This is a genomic window from Limnohabitans sp. INBF003, from assembly GCF_055396645.1.
Window position 1 is genome coordinate 650,121 of the sequence record NZ_AP029222.1, and the last position, 20,965, is coordinate 671,085.

The following is a 20,965-nucleotide window of genomic DNA, read 5'->3' on the forward strand; positions in this document are numbered from 1 at the left end:
ACAGGGTTTCAGTTCAGGCCTGTCGGATCAGATCGGCCGCTTTTTCGCCAATCATGATGGTCGGGGCGTTGGTGTTGCCGCTGCACACCGTGGGCATGATGGAGGCATCCACCACGCGCAGCCCTTGCAGGCCGTGCACGCGCAGCTGGGCATCCACCACGGCCATTGGGTCACTGGCGGGGCCCATCTTGCAGGTGCCCACCGGGTGGTATTGCGTGTCGGCACGGCGGCGGATGTCGGCCGCGATGGCGGCTTTGTCGTGCTTGTCCACCGGGTAGAGCATCTTGCCGCGAATGGCATCAAAGGGCTTGGACTCGATGATGCTTTGCTGCACCTGCACGCCTTTGACCAGCAAGTCCAGATCGCGCTCGTCGCCCAGAAAGTTGGGGTCGATCAGCGGTGCGGTGCGCACATCAGGGCTGGCCAATGTGACACTGCCTCGGCTGTGCGGGCGGATCACGTCCACATGGCAAGAAAAGCCATGGCCCAGGTGCATCTTGCGGCTGTGGTCGTCCACGATGCCGACCACAAAAACCAGCTGCAGGTCGGGCGCTTGCACCTCGGGTGATGACCGGAAAAACGCGCCCGATTCGGCAAAGGTGCTGGTGACCAGACCCGTGCGTTTTTTCTTCCATTCACCAATGGCCTTGGTGACCTTGACAGTGCCCGTGGCCGACACACCAAAGGTCTCGGAGTTGCTGGGCGCACGCCAGCTTTGCACATGGTCGATGTGGTCGTGCAGGTTTTTGCCCACGCCTTCGAGCGCATGAACCACCGGGATGCCGTGTCGCTGCAGCTCGGCCGCAGGCCCCACGCCCGAGACCATGAGCAACTGCGGTGAGCCAAAGGCACCCGCTGACACGATGACCTCGCGCCGGGCACGCAGCGCGTGCGTCTGGCCGCCCTCTTGTACACGCACGCCCACCGCCCGCTTGCCTTCAAACAGAATTTGGCTGGTGATGGTGTTCGTTTTGACCGTGAGGTTGGTGCGTGACAGGTGGGGCGTGATGTAGGCCTTGGCCGCGCTGTGGCGCTCGCCGTTCTTGTGGAAGACCTGGTACATGAAGGCCCCGAATTGCTCCGCGCCGTTGTAGTCGGCGTTGTGAGGGATGCCGTTCATGGCGCAAGCCTGCAAAAACATCTGGTTGAGCGCGCTGGGGCTGCGCAGTTCGGCCACGTTTTGCGGGCCGCCCGTGCCGTGGTATTCGCTGTTGGTGTGGGTCTCGTTGTGCTCGGCTTTCTTGAAGTAAGGCAGCACGTCTTGGTAAGACCAGCCGCTGTTGCCCAGCGCGGCCCAGTGGTCGTAGTCTTGCCGGTTGCCGCGCACATAAAGCATGGCGTTGATCGAGCTGGAGCCGCCCAGCACTTTGCCCCGGGGCTGGTAGCCCTGGCGGCCGTTCAGGCCTTTTTGCGGCACGGTCTTGTAGGCCCAGTTGTTGAACGGAATGGGCAGCATGGCCACCACACCCGCCGGGGCGTGGATGAACACGCTTTTGTCCGGGCCGCCCACTTCGATCAGGCACACGCTCACATTCGGGTCTTCGGTCAGGCGCGAGGCCAGCACACAGCCGGCAGAACCGCCGCCCACCACGATGTAATCAAATTCAGTGTTCATTGTTGTCTCCTGCCTGTATGGATCAATGGCCATGTCAGTCTAAAAAGACGGTGTGTTGGCGACTATCCAGATTTCTGCAAATGGCGGTCTACCTCATTGGTGATTACCCTCAAATCGAAACGCTGTTCGGGTCAAGTCGGATTGACAGATGCGGTACCAACGCATCAAATCGCGGCTTCATTGCCTATCCCATGTCTGTCGCTCCCCCTGTTCCTGCCGGCTTTGTGACCCAACTCAGTGCTTTTGACCCACAAGCGCTGGTGCTGGCATTGCAAGAAGGCTTTTTGGAGCATGTGCAGCTGGAGCAAGGGCGTTTTGGTGGGCAGATCGTCCACAGCGTCAGCTCGCAGTGCCGCACAGATTGGGGTCAGTACAACCTGGCGCTGCTGGCCAAAGGTGACTTGTCGCGGGAATGGCTGTCGGTGGGCATTTTTCTGCAAGGCCATGGCAGTTGGCGTGTGCAGGGCAAAGCGCTGCGCAATGGCGACTTGGTGGTCTATGCGCAAGGCAGCGAAATGTGCATCAGCTTGCCGCCACAAGCCCAGTGGATGGGGGTGCAAATTCCCCGTGAGCGGCTGGAAGTTCTGGGCTTTCAAATGCCTGCGGGCGTGACCACCTTGCACCTGCCGGGCCAGCTCACGCCAGAAGCCTCGGGCAAGTTGGCTGAACTGTCCTCCGTGCTGGGCCCCGATCGCATGCAAGACCCCGGCAGCGCTGTTATGGAACAGGCCCATGAACAATTGCTGCAAGTCATCTGGAGCGAGTTGGCGCGGCGCTGGCACAAGCCCACGTCCAGCAGCGTGGCGCAGCTGCGAACACGCGAACGCTTGGTCAATTCGGTGCAACAGTGGTGCGAGGACCGCACAGCCACGCCGCTACGCATCGATGCGCTGTGCCAGGATTTGGGTGTGCCCGTCTGGGAGTTGGAGCGCGCGTTCCAGCACACTTATGGCATGGCCCCGCAGCGCTTGATGACCTTGCAGCGCCTGGCCAAAGCGCGGCGGGCGCTGCTGACCCAAACGGCCAGCGTGACCGACATCGCCATGGGGCATGGCTTTTGGCATCTGGGGCGATTTTCGGTGCTCTACAAAAACTATTTTGGTGAGAGCCCGTCAGAAACAGCGCGCTTGGTTCGTCACCAAAGCGTTTGAAGACCCCTATCAAGCACGGCGTGATTCGGGATTTTGGTGATTCAGAACCACCAAGCCACCGCTTGCGGAATCAGCAGCAGTGTTGACCACTGGGTTGCGCTGGCTGCGCTCGTAAAAGGTCAGGCACAGCATGTAAGCGCTGCGCGTCAAAACTCTCTGCCGTCTTTTGGCGCCTTTCGCATGCGCATTGGCGCGATCCGATGGTGACGCATCGCACCTTGGCTGCGACCATCTCTCCATTCGCAACGCCTTCACGAACGGAGTTTTTCATGGCATCCACATCCCCCGCAAAACAAGTAGCGCTCGTCACCGGCGCATCGTCCGGCATGGGCAAAGAGACGGCCAAGCGGCTGTTGCAAGAGGGCCTGTTGGTCTACGTCGCGGCCCGCCGTCTGGCCCAAATGGAAGACCTGCGCGCACTGGGCGCAATACCGCTGCAGATGGACATTTCGGTAGATGCCGACATCGTCTCGGCGGTGAACACCATCGCGGCGGGCCATGGTGGTATTGACGTGCTGGTCAACAACGCGGGTTTCGGCATGTACGGCGCGATGGAAGATTCGACCCTGGCCGATGCCCGTTACCAGTTTGAAGTCAACCTGTTCGGCATGGCGCGGCTCACGCAGTTGGCGCTGCCGCACATGCGCCGCCAAGGGGCGGGCAAGGTCATCAACATCTCGTCCATGGGCGGCAAGATCTACACGCCCCTGGGCTCGTGGTATCACGCCACCAAGCACGCGGTGGAAGGCTGGAGCGATTGCTTGCGCATCGAGTTGGCGCCCTTCGGCATCCAGGTGGTCATCATCGAGCCCGGTGTGATCGCCACCGAGTGGGGCGGCGTGATGCTCGAGCCCATGCTGGCGCGTTCGGGCCAAGGCCCTTACCAGGCGATGACCCAGGCCATGGCCAATGCGATGCGCAGTACCTACGCCAAAAAGGACGCGGCCTCGCCGCCTTCGGTGGTGGCCGATGCCATACTGCAGGCTGTGCGTTCGCGCCGACCCAAAACCCGCTACGTCATCGGCAAAATGGCCAAACCCCTGATGTTCATCCGCAAGTATTTCGGGGACCGCCTCTTTGACATGGCCATCATGAGCCAAGCCAAGTAGCCCGACCCTCGAAACTCCTCGACACGCCAGAAAGGCCCACGCCGTGAAACAGGCCACACGCTTTGCCGTGCAGACGAGCTGGAAACTGCTCATCCTGGACATGGGTTATGCCCCCGCCGATGTGCTGAGTCTGGCGCGTTTGCCGGGTGACCTGTTTGCACGCCCGGGCGCGAGCTTGTCGCCCGCGCAGTACTTTGACCTGTGGCGCGGGCTGGAGCAGGCCGCAGGCAGCGACGAGCTGGCACTGAAGCTCGCGCAGGCCATGTCGGTGGAGGCTTTTGATCCGGCCCTGTTCGCCTGCCTGTGCAGCCCCGACCTGAACACTGCACTGCAACGGCTGGCGCACTACAAACGCTTGATCGGCCCTTTGAACATGGTGGTGGACATCCGATCCGACAGGACCTGGGTCACGCTCAGCTGCTACGGCCAAACCGAGCCCATACCCCGCAGCCTGGGTGTTTCGGAGTTGGTGTTTTTCACGCAACTGGCCCGGCTGGCCACGCGCGAACGGATCGAGCCCTTGGCGGCATCTTTGCCGGATTTGCCGGTGGACTTGGCGGCCTACAAGGCTTATTTGGGCTGCACTTTGGGTGCCTCTGAACAGATTCAAATCGCCTTTTCGGCGCAGGATGCGCGCAGGCCCTTTTTGACAGAAAACATGGCCATGTGGGCGGCGTTTGAGCCAGCACTCAACAGTCGACTCTCCGAGCTGGACGCGCAAGCGAGCATGCGCGAACGCGTTAGGGCCGTGTTGCTGGAGACGCTGCCTGCAGGCATCAGCAGCATCGATGCCGTGGCTCAGCGTCTGGCTGTGAGCAAGCGCTCCTTGCAGCGGCAACTGGCCGACGAGTCGGTGGGGTTTCAAGAAGTGCTGAGCGATGTGCGGCAAGAACTGGCGCGGCATTACCTGAGCCGCACCGACATCTCGGCCGGGGAAATTTCCTGGCTGCTGGGCTTTCAGGAAAGCAACTCCTTCATCCGGGCGTTCAGAAGCTGGACCGGCACCACGCCTGCTGCTTATCGGCAGGGGCGCGCGGGCGTGGATGCCCAGTGGCATTGAGAAAATTTGAACATGAGCACGGGAGACAAACACATGGTGAAAGACATGACAGATTATTTTGTCGGGGAGAAGCAAGAAAGCATGCTCTTCATGTTGGTGGCCTTGATGGCGATGGGTTTGGCGGTCTGGCTGTGGACCCATGGCCACCGCCTGCGCTTCATGGCGCTGCCTTTGGTGGTGGTGGCCCTGATGCAGTTGGTGGTGGGTGTCACCATTTTTACGCGCACCGATGCGCAATTGACGAAGCTGAGCACGCAACTGGCCAGTGCGCCGGCGCAGTTCAAGCAAGCAGAAACCGAGCGCATGCAAACGGTCATGGCCAACTTCAAGCTGTACAAAACCGTCGAGCTGGCGCTGCTCGTAGTGGGGGCCTGCCTGATCGCATTTCTCTCGCAATGGGACGCGGCCACCGGCATCGGTATTGGGCTGGTGGTGCAGGCAGGCTTCACGCTGGCGCTGGACCTGTTTGCCGAGGCGCGCGGGGAGGTTTATTTGGGGGCACTGGCGGGCATCGCCGCCTAGATCAGTTCACGCCCAGGGCCAGCTGCAACGCCAGTTGGTTGTGCCGCTCAATCAGCGGCCCCATGTCCACCGTGACGATCTGGCCTTGGCGCACCACCACGCGACCGTTGACGATGGTGTAGTCGGCGTTGTCGCTGGCGCACAGCAGCAGCGCACCCACGGGATCGTGCACCGCGCCGCCGGCCATGCTCAGCGTGTCGGTGCGGAACATCGCGATGTCGGCGCAATAGCCTTCTTTGATTTGCCCCAGCTCGTGGGCGCGGCCCAACACCTGCGCGCCGCCGCGTGTGGCCAGGCGCAGGGCGTCGCGGGGTGTCATCTCTGCGGGGCCGTGGTCACAACCGAACACGGTGCGCCCGTCTTCGACGCGCGGTGGCTCCATCGCTCTGCCCACACGCGCCAGCAACATGGCCTGACGCGCTTCGTTGAGCAAGTGCGCCGCGTCGTTGCTGGCGCTGCCGTCCACGCCCAGGCCAATCGGCACACCCGCGTCGAGCATTTTGCGCAGGGGCAGGATGCCGCTGGCCAGGCGCATATTGCTGCAGGGGCAGTGGGCAATGCCGGTCCGGGTTTTGGCGAACAGGTAGGTGCCTTCGTCGTCGAGTTTGACGCCATGGGCGTGCCACACATCGTCGCCCACCCAGCCCAGGTCTTGCGCATATTGTGCAGGGGTGCAGTTGAATTTCTCGCGGGTGTAGGCGATGTCGTGGTCGTTTTCGGCCAGGTGGGTGTGCAGGCGCACGCCGTGGGCGCGGGCCAGTTTGGCCGATTCACGCATCAGATCTTGGCTCACGCTGAAGGGTGAGCAGGGGGCCACGGCCACGTGCGTCATCGCGCCGTAGCTCGCGTCATGCCAGGTCTCGATCAGGCGCTGGGTTTCTTTCAAGATAGCGGGTTCTTTTTCAACCACGCTGTCGGGCGGCAGGCCGCCTTGGCTCTCGCCCACGCTCATGCTGCCGCGGGTGGCCGTGAAACGCATGCCGATGGTGTGCGCCGCTTCGATGCTGTCGTCCAGCCGCACGCCGTTGGGGTAGATGTAGAGGTGGTCAGAGCTGGTGGTGCAGCCGCTCAGCAGCAGCTCGGCCATGGCCACCTGGCCCGACACGCGCACCATCTCGGGCGTGAGGCCCACCCAGATCGGGTACAGGCCCTTGAGCCAACTGAACAGCTCGGCGTTTTGCACCGCCGGGATCGCCCGGGTGAGCGACTGGTACATGTGGTGGTGCGTGTTGATCAGGCCGGGCACCACCACATGGTGGCGGGCGTCGATCACTTCGTCGACCTGCTTCAGCAGTTCGTCGATGTTTTCGCTGGCAGGGATGATGCGTTCAATGCGACCATCGCGAATCAGCAGCGAGGCGTCTAGCAGTTCGGTGTTGGCGTCGTCTTGTGTGGCGATGCAGCGGGCGCGGTGGATCAGCAGAGTGGTCATGGACTTGTCCTTGGCAAGGTGTGAAACAAGTCGCGGCCGAATCCCCTGGGCCCCAGCGTGCAGGGGGAGGGCGAGCACCACGTTGCCGCGCGTCCCGGGCTGTGCAGTAGAGGCGATTTTACGTATTCCACATGAGCCCCTCCGGGTGGGGTGCTCGCATGGCCGAGTTCAGACTTTGGGCAACACCACGTTCACCGGCGCACCGCGCACAAACGCTTCCACGTTGTCAATGAGCTGATCTGCCAAGGCCTGAATGGCTTCGGCGCTGGCCCACGCCACATGCGGGGTGAGGATGAAGTCGGGTCGGTCCAGCAACGCCATGAACGGGTGGTCTGCGGGTGGTGGCTCCACACTCGTCACATCAAACGCTGCACCTGCAATGTGACCGGCTTGCAGCGCAGGGCCGACCGCCGCTTCGTCCACCAAGCCACCGCGCCCGGTGTTGATGAGCAAGGGCTTGCGCGCCATCTGTGCAAATTCGGCCGCGCCAATCATGTTTCGGGTGTTGGCGCTGAGCGGGCAGTGCAGGGTGAGTATGTCTGACTGGCGCAGCACCTCTTCAAACGGGGTGTACATGCTGCCTTGGCCGCTTCGGCCCTTATGCGCCGAGAACAGCACGCGCATGCTCAAGGCACGGCCAATGCTGGCCACGGCTTGGCCCAAAACACCGTCCCCAATCACACCCAAGGTCGAGCCTGCGAGGTCGCGAATGGGGTAATCGAAAAAGCAAAACTGTGCGGCCTCTTGCCAGCGCCCAGCCTTCACCGCATCGCGATACGCGCAGATGCTGCGGCGCAGGGCAAAGATCAGCGCAAAGGTGTGCTCGGGCACAGTGTGCTTGGCGTAGTTGCGCACATTGCTCACCACGATGCCGCACTGCTGGCAGGCTTGCAGGTCGATGTTGTCGGTGCCTGTGGCGGCCACTGCAATCAGTTTGAGCTTGGGCGCTTTTGCCAACACCTCAGCAGGGAGTTTGACCTTGTTGACGATGACGATGTCTGCGTCATGAATGCGTGCGGCGGCTTGCTCTGCGGTGGTTCGGTTGTGTTGCTCCCACTCGTGGGCAAACGTGGGGGCGCGCAGTGTGGTGTCGGGCGAGATGGTGTCGCGGTCTAAGAAAACAATTTTCATGAGGGTGTTTGGTTTTTTATTCAACGGTGTGCATCAAGCTGCCAGCAAACGGCGTGCTTCGGCCACCACCGCATCGGGCGTGATGTTGAACAGTTTGTACAACTCGTCAGCAGGGCCGGAGGCCCCAAAGCCGGTCATGCCGACAAAGCCGCCGTCCAACCCCAGGTAAGCATCCCAGCCTTGGCGCACCGCAGCCTCGATGCCCACGCGAACGCCTGTGCCCAACACGCTTTGGCGATAAGCCGTGTCTTGTGCGTTGAACAATTCCCAGCAAGGCATGGACACCACGGCGGTGCCGACGCCAGCCGCTTCGAGCTGCTCGCGTGCTTGCACGGCCAGCAACACTTCAGAGCCCGTGGCCAGCAGCGTGACTCGGCGTGGGCCGCAGGCTGCTTCGTTCAACACATAAGCGCCGCGACGGGTGAGGTTGTCTGTGGTGTGTGTGTGGCGCACCAGCGGCAATGATTGGCGTGCAAACACCAGGCTGACCGGACCGGCTTGGTTTTGCAAAGCCAACGCCCAGCACTCAGCAGCTTCCACCGCATCGGCTGGGCGCATGACCCACATATTGGGCATGGCCCGCAGTGAGGCGATGATTTCCACAGGCTGATGTGTCGGGCCATTGCGGCCAATGCCAATCGAGTCGTGGCTGAACACAAACTTCACGGGCAGGCCCATGAGCGCGGCCATGCGCATGGCGGGGCGTTCGTAGTCGGCAAACGCGAGGTAGGTGACCGACAGCGGAATGACACCGCCGTGTGCGGCCATGCCGTTGGCCATCGAGCCCATCACATGCTCGCGCACGCCGCAGTGCACATACGAGCCTGCGTGGTCTTGCGCGTTGAATGCCGTCAAGCCACGCTTGTGGCTGGTGGGTGCTTCGAGGTCGGCGCAGCCCACCATGCGCTCGGGCAACACGGGGGTGAGCAGGTCGTTGATTTCTGCCGAGATGAAGATGCCGCTGGGCGCGGGGGGCGCTTGCAAGGCTTTTTGTTTGTAGTCCAGCAGCACCTGTTGCCATTGCGCGGGCAGCTCGCCGCGCATCACGCGTTCAAACTCGGCGCGCTCGGCAGCGGGCAGGGCGGCCACGCGGGCTTGCCAGGCTTGGTGTTCAGCCGCGCTGCGTTGACCTGCAGCGTGCCAGGCTTGTTGCACGTCCGCAGGAATTTCAAACGGACTATGCGTCCAGCCCAGCATGTCGCGTGCGGCTTGGGCATCTTCTTCAAACAAGCGACCGCTGTGGCCGCCGCGCTGGCCTTGCAAGCGTGCAATGCCTTTGGCAATCACGGTACGACAGGCCAGCATGGAAGGGCGTGGGTCAAGCCGTGCAGCATCGAGTGCGGTAGACACGGCTTCGATGTCGTGGCCGTCCAGTTCCACCACATGCCAGCCCGCCACGCGGAAGCGCTCGGCCACGTTCTCGCTGATCGACAAGTCGGTGCTGCCGTCATCGGTGATTTGGTTGTCGTCCCACAGCAGCACCAGCTTGCCGAGTTGCAAGTGACCGGCCAGTGAAATCATTTCCTGGCCTACGCCTTCTTGCAGGCAACCGTCACCCACAAACGCGTAGGTGAAGTGGTTGACCAAGTCGTTGCCAAAGCGGGCGTTCAAGTAGGCCTCGGCCACCGCCATGCCAAACGCGTTGGCAATGCCTTGGCCCAAAGGGCCGGTGGTCACTTCAATGCCGTTGGGCTTGTCATGCGGGCGCTCGGGGTGACCCTCGCAGACCGAGCCCAACACGCGAAAACGCTGCACTTCTTCAATCGTAAACGCCGGGTAGCCCGTCAGATGCAGCAGCGAATACAAAAGCATGGAGCCGTGCCCGTTGGACAGCACCACGCGGTCGCGGTCAAACCAACCGGCGTCTTGCGGGTTGAACTTGAGGTGGCGGGTGTACAGCGCGGTGGCGATTTCGGCCATGCCCAGCGGCACGCCTTGGTGGCCTTCCTGGGCTTTGACGATGGCGTCGATGGAAAGAAAACGGATGGCGTGGGCCAGGGCTTGTTGAGGATGTGCGCTCATGGGGTGAGCGCAGGCTCCAGCCGGAACCTGCGCCTGTCTCCTGTGTATGGAATGGGTTGGCCGTGATTTTTGCCAGCTTGATACATGAAGACAAGCGATGAATATTCAGGGTCGGATGAAAGCGGTTCAACTAAGCGAGGAGGGCTGTTGACTGCTGTTGAGGCGTTGTGGGATGCTGCGTCAGCGGTTGAGGGGCTGCGAAGCAGCGGTTGCGGCCAGTCGTCTTTCAGCTCCAGCTTGAAGCCGAATTGGTAAGCGGACTCTCACGCAAGATCATTTCGATCAAGTCCGATGTCCGGTCCGGGGGGTACTGCCGACATTGAAAAATAGCACCTCACAAATTCCCAACCGAACGTCCGCTCTCTTCGCCTGCGACCGGGTGAATTCGACCCAAAGCAGTCTCTGAAGGGTTTTATTTCGACGTCCGGTTCGCAACGATGACTGCCTACGGTAAGTGCGACTTGACCTCACGGCTTGTCTGCCGCAGTGAACTTATTCTGCGACTGCTTACCCCCCCTGGTTGCACGTTCAACGAAAATTTTATATGATGCACATCATGCGAAACGCAGCACACAATATTCGTACCGCAGCAAAAGAGGCCTCACATGAGCGCATCGTGCAGGCGGCTGCCCGCGCCATCCGGCGCAGCGGGTATGACGGGACCGGCGTGGCCGACATCATGAAAGCGGCGGGGCTGACGCACGGGGCGTTCTATGCCCACTTTGAGTCCCGTGAAGCCATGCTGGCCGAGGCGGCAGATCGCGCGGGAGCCGAATCGAACGCCTTCGCGGCCAGTGTCATTGCGGCGGCCCCACCCGAGCAGGCCTTGCAGGCGCTGATGCAGGCTTATCTTTCCAAAGAGCACCTGGCGGGCATCGAGACCGGTTGTCCGGTCTCTGCCCTGGGTTCTGAAATGCCCCGGCAGTCACCCGAAGTGCGCCGTGCAGCCACAGCCCGCATCAAGGAAATGATCGATCTGGTGGCCCGCCAGTCGCCGGACTGGGGGCAGCCCGACGCCCATGAGCGCGCCTTGGTGACGGTGGCGACCATGGTGGGGACCCTGGTAATGGCCCGTGCGGTGGACGATCCGGCGCTGTCGGATGCGCTGTGCAACGCCACACTGAAACATCTGGCGCCTTCTCAAGCCTGACCCTTGGGCCTGTTTTTTTTGCCTTTAAATATGATGATCATCATATTAAATCTCGTCCATCCCGGTCTGCGGGGTGGATCTCTTGCTCACTTTTGAAAAAGGAAACACCATGAAAGCCTTCGTATTGGACCGCTACGGGAAGAAAGAACAACTGCGGGCCACGGATGTGCCGGAACCCGAGTTGCGCGCAGACGATGTGCTGATCGAGGTGCATGCGGCTGCGGTGAACCTGCTGGATGCCAAGCTGCGCAACGGTGAGTTCAAGCTCATCCTGCCGTACCACACGCCCTTGGTCCTGGGCCACGATGTGGCCGGTGTGGTCGTCCGTGTAGGGCCGCAAGTTCGCCAGTTCAAGGTGGGTGATGAGGTCTATGCCCGGGCCGATGATTTCCGCATCGGCACCTTCGCCGAGCGTATTGCCGTTCGGGAAGATTCGGTGGCGATCAAGCCGAAGAACATCTCCATGGAAGAGGCCGCTTCCATCCCCCTGGTGGGCCTGACGGCCTGGCAGGCGCTGGTGGAAAAAGCCAGAGTCAAAAAGGGGCAGAAGGTCTTCATCCAGGCGGGCTCCGGCGGCGTGGGCACGTTTGCCATCCAGCTGGCCAAGCACCTGGGTGCCACGGTGGCCACCACCACCAGCGCGGGCAACACCGCCCTCGTCAAAAGCCTGGGCGCGGATGTGATCGTCGATTACAAGAAGGAAAAATTCGAAGAGCAGCTGAGCAGCTACGACGTGGTGCTCAACAGCCAGGACGGCAAGACCCTGTCGAAGTCCCTGGGTGTGCTCAAGCCCGGCGGCCAACTCATCTCCATCTCAGGCCCCCCCGATCTGCCGTTTGCGCAAGACATCCAGGCCAACTGGCTGCTGCAGCAGCTCATGCGCGTCCTCAGCTTCGGAGCCCGCAGGCAGGCCCGGCGCCTGGGGGTCGGCTATGCGTTCCTGTTCATGAAGGCCAGCGGCAGCCAGTTGCGGCAGATCACGCCGCTGATCGAATCGGGCGCCATCCGCCCAGTGATCGACAAGGTCTTCCCGTTTGACGCCACCAACGAGGCCCTGGCCTACGTCGAAAGCGGCCGGGCCAAGGGCAAGGTGGTCATCAAGGTTCGCTGAGCCGTTCCACGCTAACCGCCTGATTGACCTCTTGACATATGTACGGCACCTGAAACGAAAACCACCATGAAAAACCGACTCAAGGCCATTCTGCTGGGCCTGGCCCTGTCCTCTGCCCTCCAGACCTCGACGCTACTGGCAGCGGAACCTGTCACCACAGCAGCGGCCCCAGCCCCTCTGGCGGCCGAACAAAGGACCGCGCCTGCCTGGAAGAACGTGCCCACCCAGACCCTCACAGCCAAGGGCGTGACCTTCGCGTACCGGGAACTGGGCCAGCACCACGGCGGCACGCCGGTGGTGATGCTGACCCACCTGGCCGCCGTGCTGGACAACTGGGACCCGAGCATTATCGACGGCCTCGCGGCGAAGCACCACGTCATCGCCTTTGACAACCGTGGCATCGGCGCCTCCAGCGGCTCGCCATCGAGTTCGATCGAAGCCATGGCAGACGACGCCATCACCTTCATCCAAGCCAAGGGCTTGCAGAAAGTGGACCTGCTGGGCTTCTCGCTGGGCGGCATGGTCGCCCAGGAGGTCGTGCTCAAGGACCCGCAGCGCGTGCGCAAGATGGTGCTCGCAGGCACAGGCCCTGCGGGTGGCCAAGGCATCAGCACCGTGGCCGGGGTGACCTTCTACGACATACTCCGGGGCTTCTTCACCGGCCAGGACGCCAAGCAATTTCTGTTCTTCACGCGCACCCCGGCTGGCATCGAAGCTGGCAAGGCCTTTCTGGCGCGTCTGAAGGAGCGCACCGAGGACCGGGACACCGAGATCACGGTGAGCGCTTTCCTCGCGCAGCTGGAGGCGCTGCGCGCGTGGGGCCAGAAAGCGCCGGCCGATCTGTCGGTGGTCACGCAGCCGGTGCTGGTGGTCAATGGCGACGACGACCGCATGGTCCCGACGGTCAACACGCGCGACCTGGCCCGCCGGCTGCCGAACAGCCAGCTGATCATCTATCCCGATGCCGGGCATGGCGGCGCCTTCCAGTTCCACGCCGACTTCGTGCGCAGCACGCTTGAGTTTCTGGCTCGCTGAGGCTGCCCCACAGGAGCAGATCTATAAACCGACATCTTTGAGAGCGTTTTCCACAGTCTGCTTCTGGCCGGAGGCGTGAGTTGGCTGCCGCACTCGTTACCAGTCACTTATCGATAGAGTGTTTGGCCGGGCTTGACGCAGCGCAATGAGATGCCGCCTGATCGGCTCATGCTCTGTGCTCCCTCAACTAGATGGGAGACCATCATGGAAACCTCAGCCACCTCACTTCATCATGAGCCATGGAACAAGGGGAAGATCGTAGGCCAGAAGGCCCCCTTCAAGGTGAAGGACATCTGGGCCCTACGCGTACGTCTTCAGATGGAAGGCCGGACCCGTGAACTGGCGCTCTTTAATCTTGGCATTGACAGCAAACTGCGTGGATGCGACTTGGTTGCGCTCAAGGTACGTGATGTATGCCATGGTGATCAAGTGGCTACACGAGCAATCGTCATGCAGCATAAGACCAAGCGTCCAGTTCAGTTCGAGATTACCGCAGTCACAAGGGACGCGTTGCAGGTCTGGATCAAACAGGCAGCCTTAAAGTCAGATGACTTTCTCTTTCCCAGTCGGCTCCACGATTCACCTCATTTAGGTACCCGGCAGTACGCCAGGATTCTCGGCCACTGGGTAGATGAGCTTGGTTTGGATCGCTCCGAGTATGGAACCCATTCGATGCGAAGGACCAAGGCAACGTTGATCTATCGACGCACCAAGAACCTCCGAGCCGTGCAACTTCTACTTGGCCACGCGAAACTGGAGTCCACAGTCAGGTACCTGGGTATCGAGGTCGACGACGCTCTTGAAATCTCAGAACAGACGGAAATTTGAGATAGTCAATCGTGGTGAATTTTCCGCAAGAGTGTGGCAGTCTTCAATGACGGCTATCCGGTATCCCTCAGGAACGGTACTTCCGGCCACGAAGAGTCAATCCATGACGGAGGAGGCCTGGCTTCAGTCTGACTACCTTGAATCGTCATCGATGCTGGTTTCAGCTACTTTATAGATAGCATTTCACTGCGCACCACCAACCAAAGTCCAAGGAGCACGGTCGCAAGACCAAGTCCACCACTGATGCCCGGTTGCTCTCCAACGACCAAAATGGCGAGGGCAAACGCAGTCACTGGTTCGGCCAAGGCCAGCACCACGCCAGTGGCCGCAGAGACGTGGCGAAGCGCATGGCTGAAGATGAGATACGCAATGCCCGTGCTCACCACCCCCAGCCACAAGACGATGGCCACATCACCGGTATGGATGTCAGGACGACCAGAAAGCATGGAGGCGCCAGGTATCGCCATCAGTGCAGCCATGGTGAATACCGTCGCTGTCACTGTGGACGGTGAAGCGTTGCTGACCATATGCTGGTTGGCGATAGCATAGGTGGCATAAGACAAACCCGCCATCAAGCACATCAGCACGCCTGTCCAAGAAACAGATGCCCTTTCACTGTTGCCAGTGACCATGGCCACCACCCCGGCCACAGCGATGCCCGTGCCCACCCACCAAACGCGTTTGGGCAGCTGACGGTTGATCACCACTTGGAGCAAGCCCGCCCAGACCGGCCCACTGCCCAAGGCCAGCGCAGTGCCCACGGCAACACCGGTGTCGCGCACACCCGCAAAGAACGCCAGGTTGTAGACACACATGCAGACAGCAGCCAGTCCTATGCCCCGCCACGGAAGTTGACGCATCAATGCGCCGGTGAAGATCGAGCGGTCCTGTATCCACAACAACGGCCAGAAGAACACCGCCGCCACGAGCAGCCGCAATGCTCCAACCCAATAAGAAGAAAGCTGTGGTGGTGCAAAACTCTGTGCTGTGCCAGTGGTGCCCCAGAGCATGGCGGCAAACACCACCATGGCCATGCCGCGCAAGGATTTGTTGTTCATGCCGCTATCGTGATTGAACCGGTCGATGCAAATGTCGAGCAACGCTTGTCGTTCAGTCGGCCCTCAAAGCCCGGGAGCCCAAGCCTCGCTCGCGGCGCAAGGCATACAACAAGGAGCTGGAGCTGGCGTAGCCCACTTGCGCCGCAGCGGCATCCACGAGCAGTCCCGCGCGCAAAAGACGTTCGGCCTCGTCCAGGCGAAGGTCACGCAACCAGGTTTGCGGCGTCTGGCCAGTCAATTGACGCCATCTGGTATGGAACTGCGGTGCCGACAAGGCAAACCGTGCCGCCATGCGTTCGGTTGTCCAGTTCTCATGCAAGGCCGATTTCACAGCCGTGGCAAGTTCTGCCACTTCGAGCTTTCTCTTTGGGGCTGCACGACGAGCAATTCTTGCCCAATCAAGCCAGTGGGCAACGCTGGTGGTTTGAGGGCGACCGCCTGAAAGCGCCAGTGGTCTCAAACGGTCAAACTCCTGTGAGGGCGGAGAGTCAACCACTAGGACCTGCGCACCATGACGCGATGAAGACGTGTGCGATGAACCCGCCGGAACGATCAATCCTGTCGTGGCATCCACGCGCATGAGGTGACCATCCACCTCAACATCCAGCGCCCCGTCGATGCCAAATAACAGTTGGGCATGGGCGTGCTCATGCGATCCATGGTTTCCGCTGTAACGGCGCAGCTCGGCAATGGCTGACCTTAACGCAGACTTGACCAGTTTCATCTGCGTAATTTTCGCATGAAGGCATCTAATCTGTCTGATCTACTGTCTGCAATGGGTCGGAAGCACCCCATGACCCAGGCCACAAGCAGTCATTCCACGTAGCAATTTCAAGCTGGTTTTTCAGTTGTGACTGCTGTGGGCTTTAGACCGGTCACTGGATGCAATACATAGCGAACGACCGGTAATGGCAGACGCAAAATATCAGTCTCAGCCTAGGGATGTCCGCTACCAGCCTTAAGCTGACGCCAATCCCAAGCGCATAAAGCGCAGCCTTGCCAGAGAAGCGCACTTGGAGTGCGCGGTTTTTAGAGTGACATCACCAGCCACTAAATGCAAGCCCGTTCATCGCTTCACCTCCCCCGCCTCTTCGCGCAACCATTCCACAAAACTCGTCACCTCCGGCCGTGACGCGTGCCGCGCTGGGTAGACCATGAAGTGCGCCCGCACCTGCATGCACATCTCTTCTGCAAAGACCGGTTGCAGCTTGCCGCTGGCGATCAGGGACTGGCCGATGCTGGTGCTTTCCAGGGCCACGCCGAGTTTTTGCACGGCAGCGTCCAGGCTCATCATGGCGCGGTCAAAGCGCAGGCCCATGCGTTCGGGGCGCAGATCGCCACCAAAACGGGCAAACCATTCGGGCCACTGCACCACGCTCACGCTGGATTGGATCAGGGGCACCCGCAGCAGGTCTTTCGGCTCGTGCAGCGCGTGGGTGCGGATGAATTCGGGGCTGGCCAGTGGCAGGATGTGTTCGGTAAAAATCGGCTCGACTTCGAGGTTGGGCCAATTGGGCATGCCATAGCGGATGTCGATGTCCATCTGGCCGAGCTGAAAGTCCGAGTGCACATGCGAGGCCGACAGCACCAGCGAGATGTTGGGGTGCAGTTCGGTGAATCGGGCGATGCGCGGCATCAGCCACAGGCTGGCAAAACTGGGGCTGCTGTGCACATACAGCGTGTCTTGCACGCCATGGCGCAAGTCTTCGGTGGCGGTGTTGATGGCCCCCAAAGCGCTGGCCACGCGTTGCAGGTATTGCTGGCCTGCAGGGGTCAGCTCCACACCTCTGGCCGAGCGTTCAAACAGGCGCACGCCGAGCAGGCTTTCCAGCTTGGCGACCTGGTGGCTTACGGCCGAGGGGGTCAGGTGCAGCTCTTCGGCCGCCAGCGAAAAGCTCTTGCGGCGGGCAATGGTTTCAAAGGCCTGCAAGGCGCTGAGAGGAGGAATCATGGCGCGTGAAGAAAATTGAATCGTTGCGGTGCAACATGAATGAAATTAAACCGGTTGTGAGTTTATATCGTTTGTCTTCATGCAAGGCCTTGACCAAAATCGCGCCACTTACCTGAACGCAGACACACAAAAGGAGACCTGCATGTTGCTCAAAGACAAAGTGGCCGTGATCACCGGTGGCGCTGGCCAAAATGGCCTGGGCTTTGCCACTGCCCGCATGATGGCTGAACAAGGCGCTCGCGTCGTGATCCTGGACTTGGCCGTGGCCGACCCACAAGCCGCTGCGGCGCGCCTGGGCGCACAGCATCTGGGCCTGGTGGCCGACGTGACCGACAAGGCTTCGTGCGAAGCCGCTGCCGCCCAGATCAAGGCCGCCATGGGCCGCATCGATATTTTGGTCAACAACGCCGGTATCACCCAACCTGTGAAGTTCCTCGACATCACCGGCAAAGACTACGACCGCATCATGGATGTGAGCCTGCGCGGCACGCTGTACGCATCGCAAGCCATGCTGCCGACCATGATTGCGCAAAACAGCGGCTCGATTGTTTGCATTTCGTCGGTGTCGGCACAGCGCGGCGGCGGTATTTTGGGCGGCCCGCATTATTCGGCAGCCAAGGCTGGCGTGTTGGGCTTGGCCCGTGCCATGGCGCGTGAATACGGTGGCAACAACATCCGTGTGAACTGCGTGACCCCTGGCCTGATTGCCACCGACATCAACAAGGGCAAGATCCCCGACGACAAACGCCAGGCCATTCTGGACGGCATCCCGCTGGGTCACATTGGCGAGCCCAACGATGTGGCCGGTTGCGTGGTGTTTTTGGCCAGCGACCTGTCCAAGTACTGCACCGGCGTCACGCTCGACGTGAACGGTGGCATGCTGATCCACTGAGCTGATCTTTTCTGCACCCCATGGGCTTCGGCCCAAACCATTAAAACCAAGGAGACATTCATGACACGATTCAACACATTGCGCCGCACTATGCTGGCCACTGCCGTTTTGGCGGCTGCTTCGCTGGCACAGGCCCAAACCGTCAAGCTGACGCTGGGCCATGGCGCTGCGCCTGGCAACCCCCGCCACGAGGCGGCTGTCAAATTTGCCGACACGGTCAAAGCCAAAACCAATGGCCGCATTGAAATTCAAGTGGCCCATTCCGCCCAGCTGGGTGACGATGCCGCCATGGTCACGGCTTTGCGTTCGGGCACCCTCGACATGTCGGCCAACAGCCAAGGTGCGATTGCCAGCGTGGTGCCTGAATACGCCGCATTGGGCATGCCTTTCTTGTTTGCCGATGTGCAAAAGGCCTGGCAAGTGATGGATGGCCCCATCGGCAAAGAACTGGCCGACAAAAGCGCTGCCAAAGGCATGGTCTTGCTGGGTTTGTGGGACAACGGCATTCGCCACATGTCCAACAGCAAGCGTCCGCTGCGCACACCGGCCGACATGAAGGGCCTGAAAATGCGCACGCCACCGGATGCCGTGACCGTCGACATCATGCAGGCCATGGGTGCGGATGCACAGCAGATCAAGTTCTCTGAGTTGTATGTGGCTTTGCAACAAGGTGTGGTTGACGGCCAGGAAAACCCGCTGACCAACATCGCGTCGGCCAAGTTGTACGAAGTGCAAAAGTACATCGCCCTGAGCGGCCACAAGTACGAGTCCACGCCTTTCCTCATGAGCAAGCGTTCATGGGATCGCCTGACCCCAGCCGACCAGAAAGTCTTCATGGATGCCTCTGCAGAAGCGACCCAGATGCAACGTCGCCTGAACAAGGAAGCCGACGACAAGTTGGTGGCTGAACTCAAGACCAAAGGCGTGCAGATCGATACCGTGGACCGCAAGGCCTTCATGGACGCCTCCAAGTCGGTTTACACCAAGTGGTCTTCCAGCCCCATTGGTGATTTCGTCAACCGCGTTGTTCAGCAAGCGCGCTGATCTTTTAACGCTCACGGCCCCGCTCGTCTGCGGGGCCTGAAGGTCTTTTCATGAATTCAATTCTTCAAGCCGTTGACAGCGGCATTGCCTGGGCTTGCCGGGTGGTGCTGTACATCACGCTGGCTTCCGTGTTCCTGATCCTGAGCATCAACGTGGCCTTACGCTATGCGGCCGGTTCCAGCTTGGCTTGGGCCTCGGAGTTGCCCGAGCTGATGTTCCCCTGGATGATCATGGCCGGGGTGATCCTGGCGGCTCAGCACGGCTCGCACATTGCAGTGGTCATCTTGACCCAAAAGTTGGGTGCTGCACGCCGCTGGGTGTTGACGGTAGGCTCTGTGGTGGTGGCCGGTTTGTACGCAGGTTTGGCCATCACGGCCTGGCCCGTGTTCGAGATCGCCGCTGATGAGCGCACGCCCATCATGCAAGTGCCGGGCTCGGTGAGCGTGGGCTGCTTGTTGTTGGGTTTTTTGACGCTGGCAGTGGTCACGCTTTGCCGACTGCCGCTGGTGTGGCAATCGGTGGATGCTGCAGGGCATGACACAGCATCTGACGAAGGAGAGCACGCATGACCACGCTGATCATTGGCCTTTTCATTTTGGCCGCGCTCACCTCGATTCCGATTGCCCATTCGCTGGTGCTGGCTTCGGTGTGTGGTTTGCTGATCATTGACCGGGTGCCTGTGCACTTGGCCATTGAGCAAATGCTGTCGCAAACCCAGAGCTTTCCGCTGATTGCCATTCCGTTTTTCATGATGACCGGTGCCCTGATGGTCAGCGGCCGACTGGGTCAAAGCCTGGTCAACTTGTTGACCATGATGATCGGCCGTGTGCATGGCGGCCCTGCCCAGGTGGGTGTGCTGTCGTCCACCATCTTTGGCGGTGTTTCCGGCTCTGCTGTGGCCGATGCCTCGGCCATCGGCTCGATGCTGATCCCCTGGCTCAAGAAGCTGGGTTACCCCGCGCCCTTTGCTGCGGGCACCCTGGCTGCCGCTGCCACCATCGACATCCTGATCCCGCCTTCGATCCCGATGATCGTGTATGCGCTGGTCTCTGGTGCCTCGATCGGTGCCTTGTTTGTGGCGGGCATTTTGCCGGGCCTCTTGATGTGCGGTGGTTTCATGGCGGTTTGCTATGTGCAGGGCCGTCGCCGCAATTTCCCGCGTGACACCACGCCGTTTGAATGGCCTGCGTTCTGGCTCCAGCTGATGCATGCAGGCCCCGCATTGGCCATGCCTGTGTTGATCATCATTTTCTTGCGCTTTGGCATTGCCACGCCGACCGAGGTCAGCGTGATGTCCACCTTGTATGCGCTGTTGGTGTCGGGTTTGGTCTACCGTGACCTGACGATGGCCAAATTGAAGTCGGCCTCCATCGAGGCAGGCATCTCGACCGGTGTGGTCTTGCTGATCATCATGGCCTCTAGTGTGGTGGGCTGGATCGTGACTTACGAGCAACTGCCTGCCGAGTTCACGCGCTATGCCAAAGAGACCTTGCAGTCGCCTTGGCTGATCATTTTGTCCATGAACCTGATCATGCTGATCACGGGCATGTTCATTGACTTGCCTGCCGCAGTGCTGTTGCTGACGCCCATGTTCGTGCCTTTGGCAGCGGCGGTGGGCATGGACACCATTCAGCTGGGCATCATGATGATCGTGAACCTGTCCATCGGTTTGTACCACCCGCCGATTGGCACCACGCTGTTCATCACCAGCACGATCGCCAAGGTGCGCATTGGTGATGTGGTGATGGAGCTGATTCCGTTCTATGCCGTCGCCATCGCTTTGTTGCTGGGCTTTGCTTACCTGCCCTGGCTCACGCTGCGTTGAGATTTTGGGGTGACGGTGTCGCTGCACCG

Annotated in this window: 19 protein-coding genes; 12 read left to right on the forward strand and 7 right to left on the reverse strand. The window is 60.8% G+C overall.

The window, feature by feature from the left end; translation table 11 throughout:
- Window positions 1-13: 13 nt before the first annotated feature.
- A complete protein-coding gene (locus tag ACZ5VE_RS03110; protein WP_464456615.1) occupies window positions 14-1,615 on the reverse strand; it encodes a GMC family oxidoreductase in 1,602 nt (533 codons plus the stop codon).
- A gap of 191 nt (window positions 1,616-1,806) precedes the next feature.
- On the opposite strand from ACZ5VE_RS03110, the gene ACZ5VE_RS03115 reads away from it, so the two are divergent.
- The 4 genes from ACZ5VE_RS03115 to ACZ5VE_RS03130 all read left to right on the forward strand — a co-directional run bounded on the left by ACZ5VE_RS03115 (window position 1,807) and on the right by ACZ5VE_RS03130 (window position 5,457).
- Entirely contained in the window at window positions 1,807-2,766 is a 960-nt protein-coding gene (locus ACZ5VE_RS03115) for a helix-turn-helix transcriptional regulator (RefSeq protein ID WP_464456616.1), read from the forward strand.
- A 269-nt stretch (window positions 2,767-3,035) separates the two neighbouring features.
- Window positions 3,036-3,875, forward strand: coding sequence for an oxidoreductase (locus tag ACZ5VE_RS03120; RefSeq protein WP_464456617.1), 840 nt, complete (start codon window positions 3,036-3,038; stop codon window positions 3,873-3,875).
- Window positions 3,876-3,918: 43 nt separating this feature from the next.
- Window positions 3,919-4,935: an AraC family transcriptional regulator gene (locus ACZ5VE_RS03125; RefSeq protein WP_464456618.1), complete on the forward strand. Its 1,017-nt coding sequence runs from the start codon at window positions 3,919-3,921 to the stop codon at window positions 4,933-4,935.
- A 12-nt stretch (window positions 4,936-4,947) separates the two neighbouring features.
- The gene (locus ACZ5VE_RS03130; protein ID WP_464456619.1) at window positions 4,948-5,457 is read left to right on the forward strand and encodes a hypothetical protein; all 510 of its coding nucleotides are present in this window, start codon (window positions 4,948-4,950) and stop codon (window positions 5,455-5,457) included.
- Window position 5,458: 1 nt separating this feature from the next.
- Here ACZ5VE_RS03130 and ACZ5VE_RS03135 read toward each other — a convergent pair whose 3' ends face one another.
- From ACZ5VE_RS03135 to tkt, 3 genes are all read right to left on the reverse strand, one after another.
- The gene (locus ACZ5VE_RS03135; protein WP_464456620.1) at window positions 5,459-6,889 is read right to left on the reverse strand and encodes an 8-oxoguanine deaminase; all 1,431 of its coding nucleotides are present in this window, start codon (window positions 6,887-6,889) and stop codon (window positions 5,459-5,461) included.
- A gap of 168 nt (window positions 6,890-7,057) precedes the next feature.
- Window positions 7,058-8,020, reverse strand: a complete 963-nt coding sequence (locus ACZ5VE_RS03140; RefSeq protein ID WP_464456621.1) for a D-2-hydroxyacid dehydrogenase — start codon at window positions 8,018-8,020, stop codon at window positions 7,058-7,060.
- 33 nt (window positions 8,021-8,053) lie between these two features.
- The gene (gene tkt / locus ACZ5VE_RS03145; protein WP_464456622.1) at window positions 8,054-10,042 is read right to left on the reverse strand and encodes a transketolase; all 1,989 of its coding nucleotides are present in this window, start codon (window positions 10,040-10,042) and stop codon (window positions 8,054-8,056) included.
- Between the two features lie 544 nt (window positions 10,043-10,586).
- Between tkt and ACZ5VE_RS03150 the strand changes: the two genes are divergently transcribed.
- The 4 genes from ACZ5VE_RS03150 to ACZ5VE_RS03165 all read left to right on the forward strand — a co-directional run bounded on the left by ACZ5VE_RS03150 (window position 10,587) and on the right by ACZ5VE_RS03165 (window position 14,166).
- Window positions 10,587-11,192 (forward strand): TetR/AcrR family transcriptional regulator, encoded by a 606-nt coding sequence (locus tag ACZ5VE_RS03150; protein WP_464456623.1) that lies wholly within the window; start codon window positions 10,587-10,589, stop codon window positions 11,190-11,192.
- 109 nt (window positions 11,193-11,301) lie between these two features.
- Window positions 11,302-12,303, forward strand: coding sequence for an NADP-dependent oxidoreductase (locus tag ACZ5VE_RS03155; RefSeq protein WP_464456624.1), 1,002 nt, complete (start codon window positions 11,302-11,304; stop codon window positions 12,301-12,303).
- A 66-nt stretch (window positions 12,304-12,369) separates the two neighbouring features.
- Entirely contained in the window at window positions 12,370-13,338 is a 969-nt protein-coding gene (locus tag ACZ5VE_RS03160; protein ID WP_464456625.1) for an alpha/beta fold hydrolase, read from the forward strand.
- A gap of 204 nt (window positions 13,339-13,542) precedes the next feature.
- A complete protein-coding gene (locus tag ACZ5VE_RS03165) occupies window positions 13,543-14,166 on the forward strand; it encodes a tyrosine-type recombinase/integrase (protein WP_422169347.1) in 624 nt (207 codons plus the stop codon).
- Between the two features lie 164 nt (window positions 14,167-14,330).
- On the opposite strand, the gene ACZ5VE_RS03170 is transcribed toward ACZ5VE_RS03165, so the two are convergent.
- The 3 genes from ACZ5VE_RS03170 to ACZ5VE_RS03180 form a co-directional block, all read right to left on the reverse strand.
- Window positions 14,331-15,224, reverse strand: a complete 894-nt coding sequence (locus ACZ5VE_RS03170; RefSeq protein WP_422169348.1) for a DMT family transporter — start codon at window positions 15,222-15,224, stop codon at window positions 14,331-14,333.
- A 52-nt stretch (window positions 15,225-15,276) separates the two neighbouring features.
- Entirely contained in the window at window positions 15,277-15,948 is a 672-nt protein-coding gene (locus ACZ5VE_RS03175; RefSeq protein WP_464456626.1) for a helix-turn-helix domain-containing protein, read from the reverse strand.
- Between the two features lie 342 nt (window positions 15,949-16,290).
- Window positions 16,291-17,175, reverse strand: coding sequence for a LysR substrate-binding domain-containing protein (locus ACZ5VE_RS03180; RefSeq protein ID WP_464456627.1), 885 nt, complete (start codon window positions 17,173-17,175; stop codon window positions 16,291-16,293).
- A 142-nt stretch (window positions 17,176-17,317) separates the two neighbouring features.
- Here ACZ5VE_RS03180 and ACZ5VE_RS03185 point away from each other — a divergent pair, with 142 nt between their 5' ends.
- The 4 genes from ACZ5VE_RS03185 to ACZ5VE_RS03200 are packed head-to-tail and all read left to right on the forward strand — an operon-like array spanning window position 17,318 to window position 20,936.
- Window positions 17,318-18,067: an SDR family NAD(P)-dependent oxidoreductase gene (locus ACZ5VE_RS03185; protein ID WP_464456628.1), complete on the forward strand. Its 750-nt coding sequence runs from the start codon at window positions 17,318-17,320 to the stop codon at window positions 18,065-18,067.
- A gap of 60 nt (window positions 18,068-18,127) precedes the next feature.
- Window positions 18,128-19,111, forward strand: a complete 984-nt coding sequence (locus ACZ5VE_RS03190) for a TRAP transporter substrate-binding protein (protein WP_464456629.1) — start codon at window positions 18,128-18,130, stop codon at window positions 19,109-19,111.
- Between the two features lie 50 nt (window positions 19,112-19,161).
- Window positions 19,162-19,680 carry a TRAP transporter small permease gene (locus tag ACZ5VE_RS03195; RefSeq protein WP_464456630.1) on the forward strand — a complete coding sequence of 173 codons (519 nt, stop codon included), beginning with the start codon at window positions 19,162-19,164 and terminating at the stop codon, window positions 19,678-19,680.
- Window positions 19,677-20,936: a TRAP transporter large permease gene (locus tag ACZ5VE_RS03200; protein WP_464456631.1), complete on the forward strand. Its 1,260-nt coding sequence runs from the start codon at window positions 19,677-19,679 to the stop codon at window positions 20,934-20,936. The genes ACZ5VE_RS03195 and ACZ5VE_RS03200 overlap by 4 nt, the downstream gene beginning before the upstream one ends.
- Window positions 20,937-20,965 lie beyond the last annotated feature (29 nt).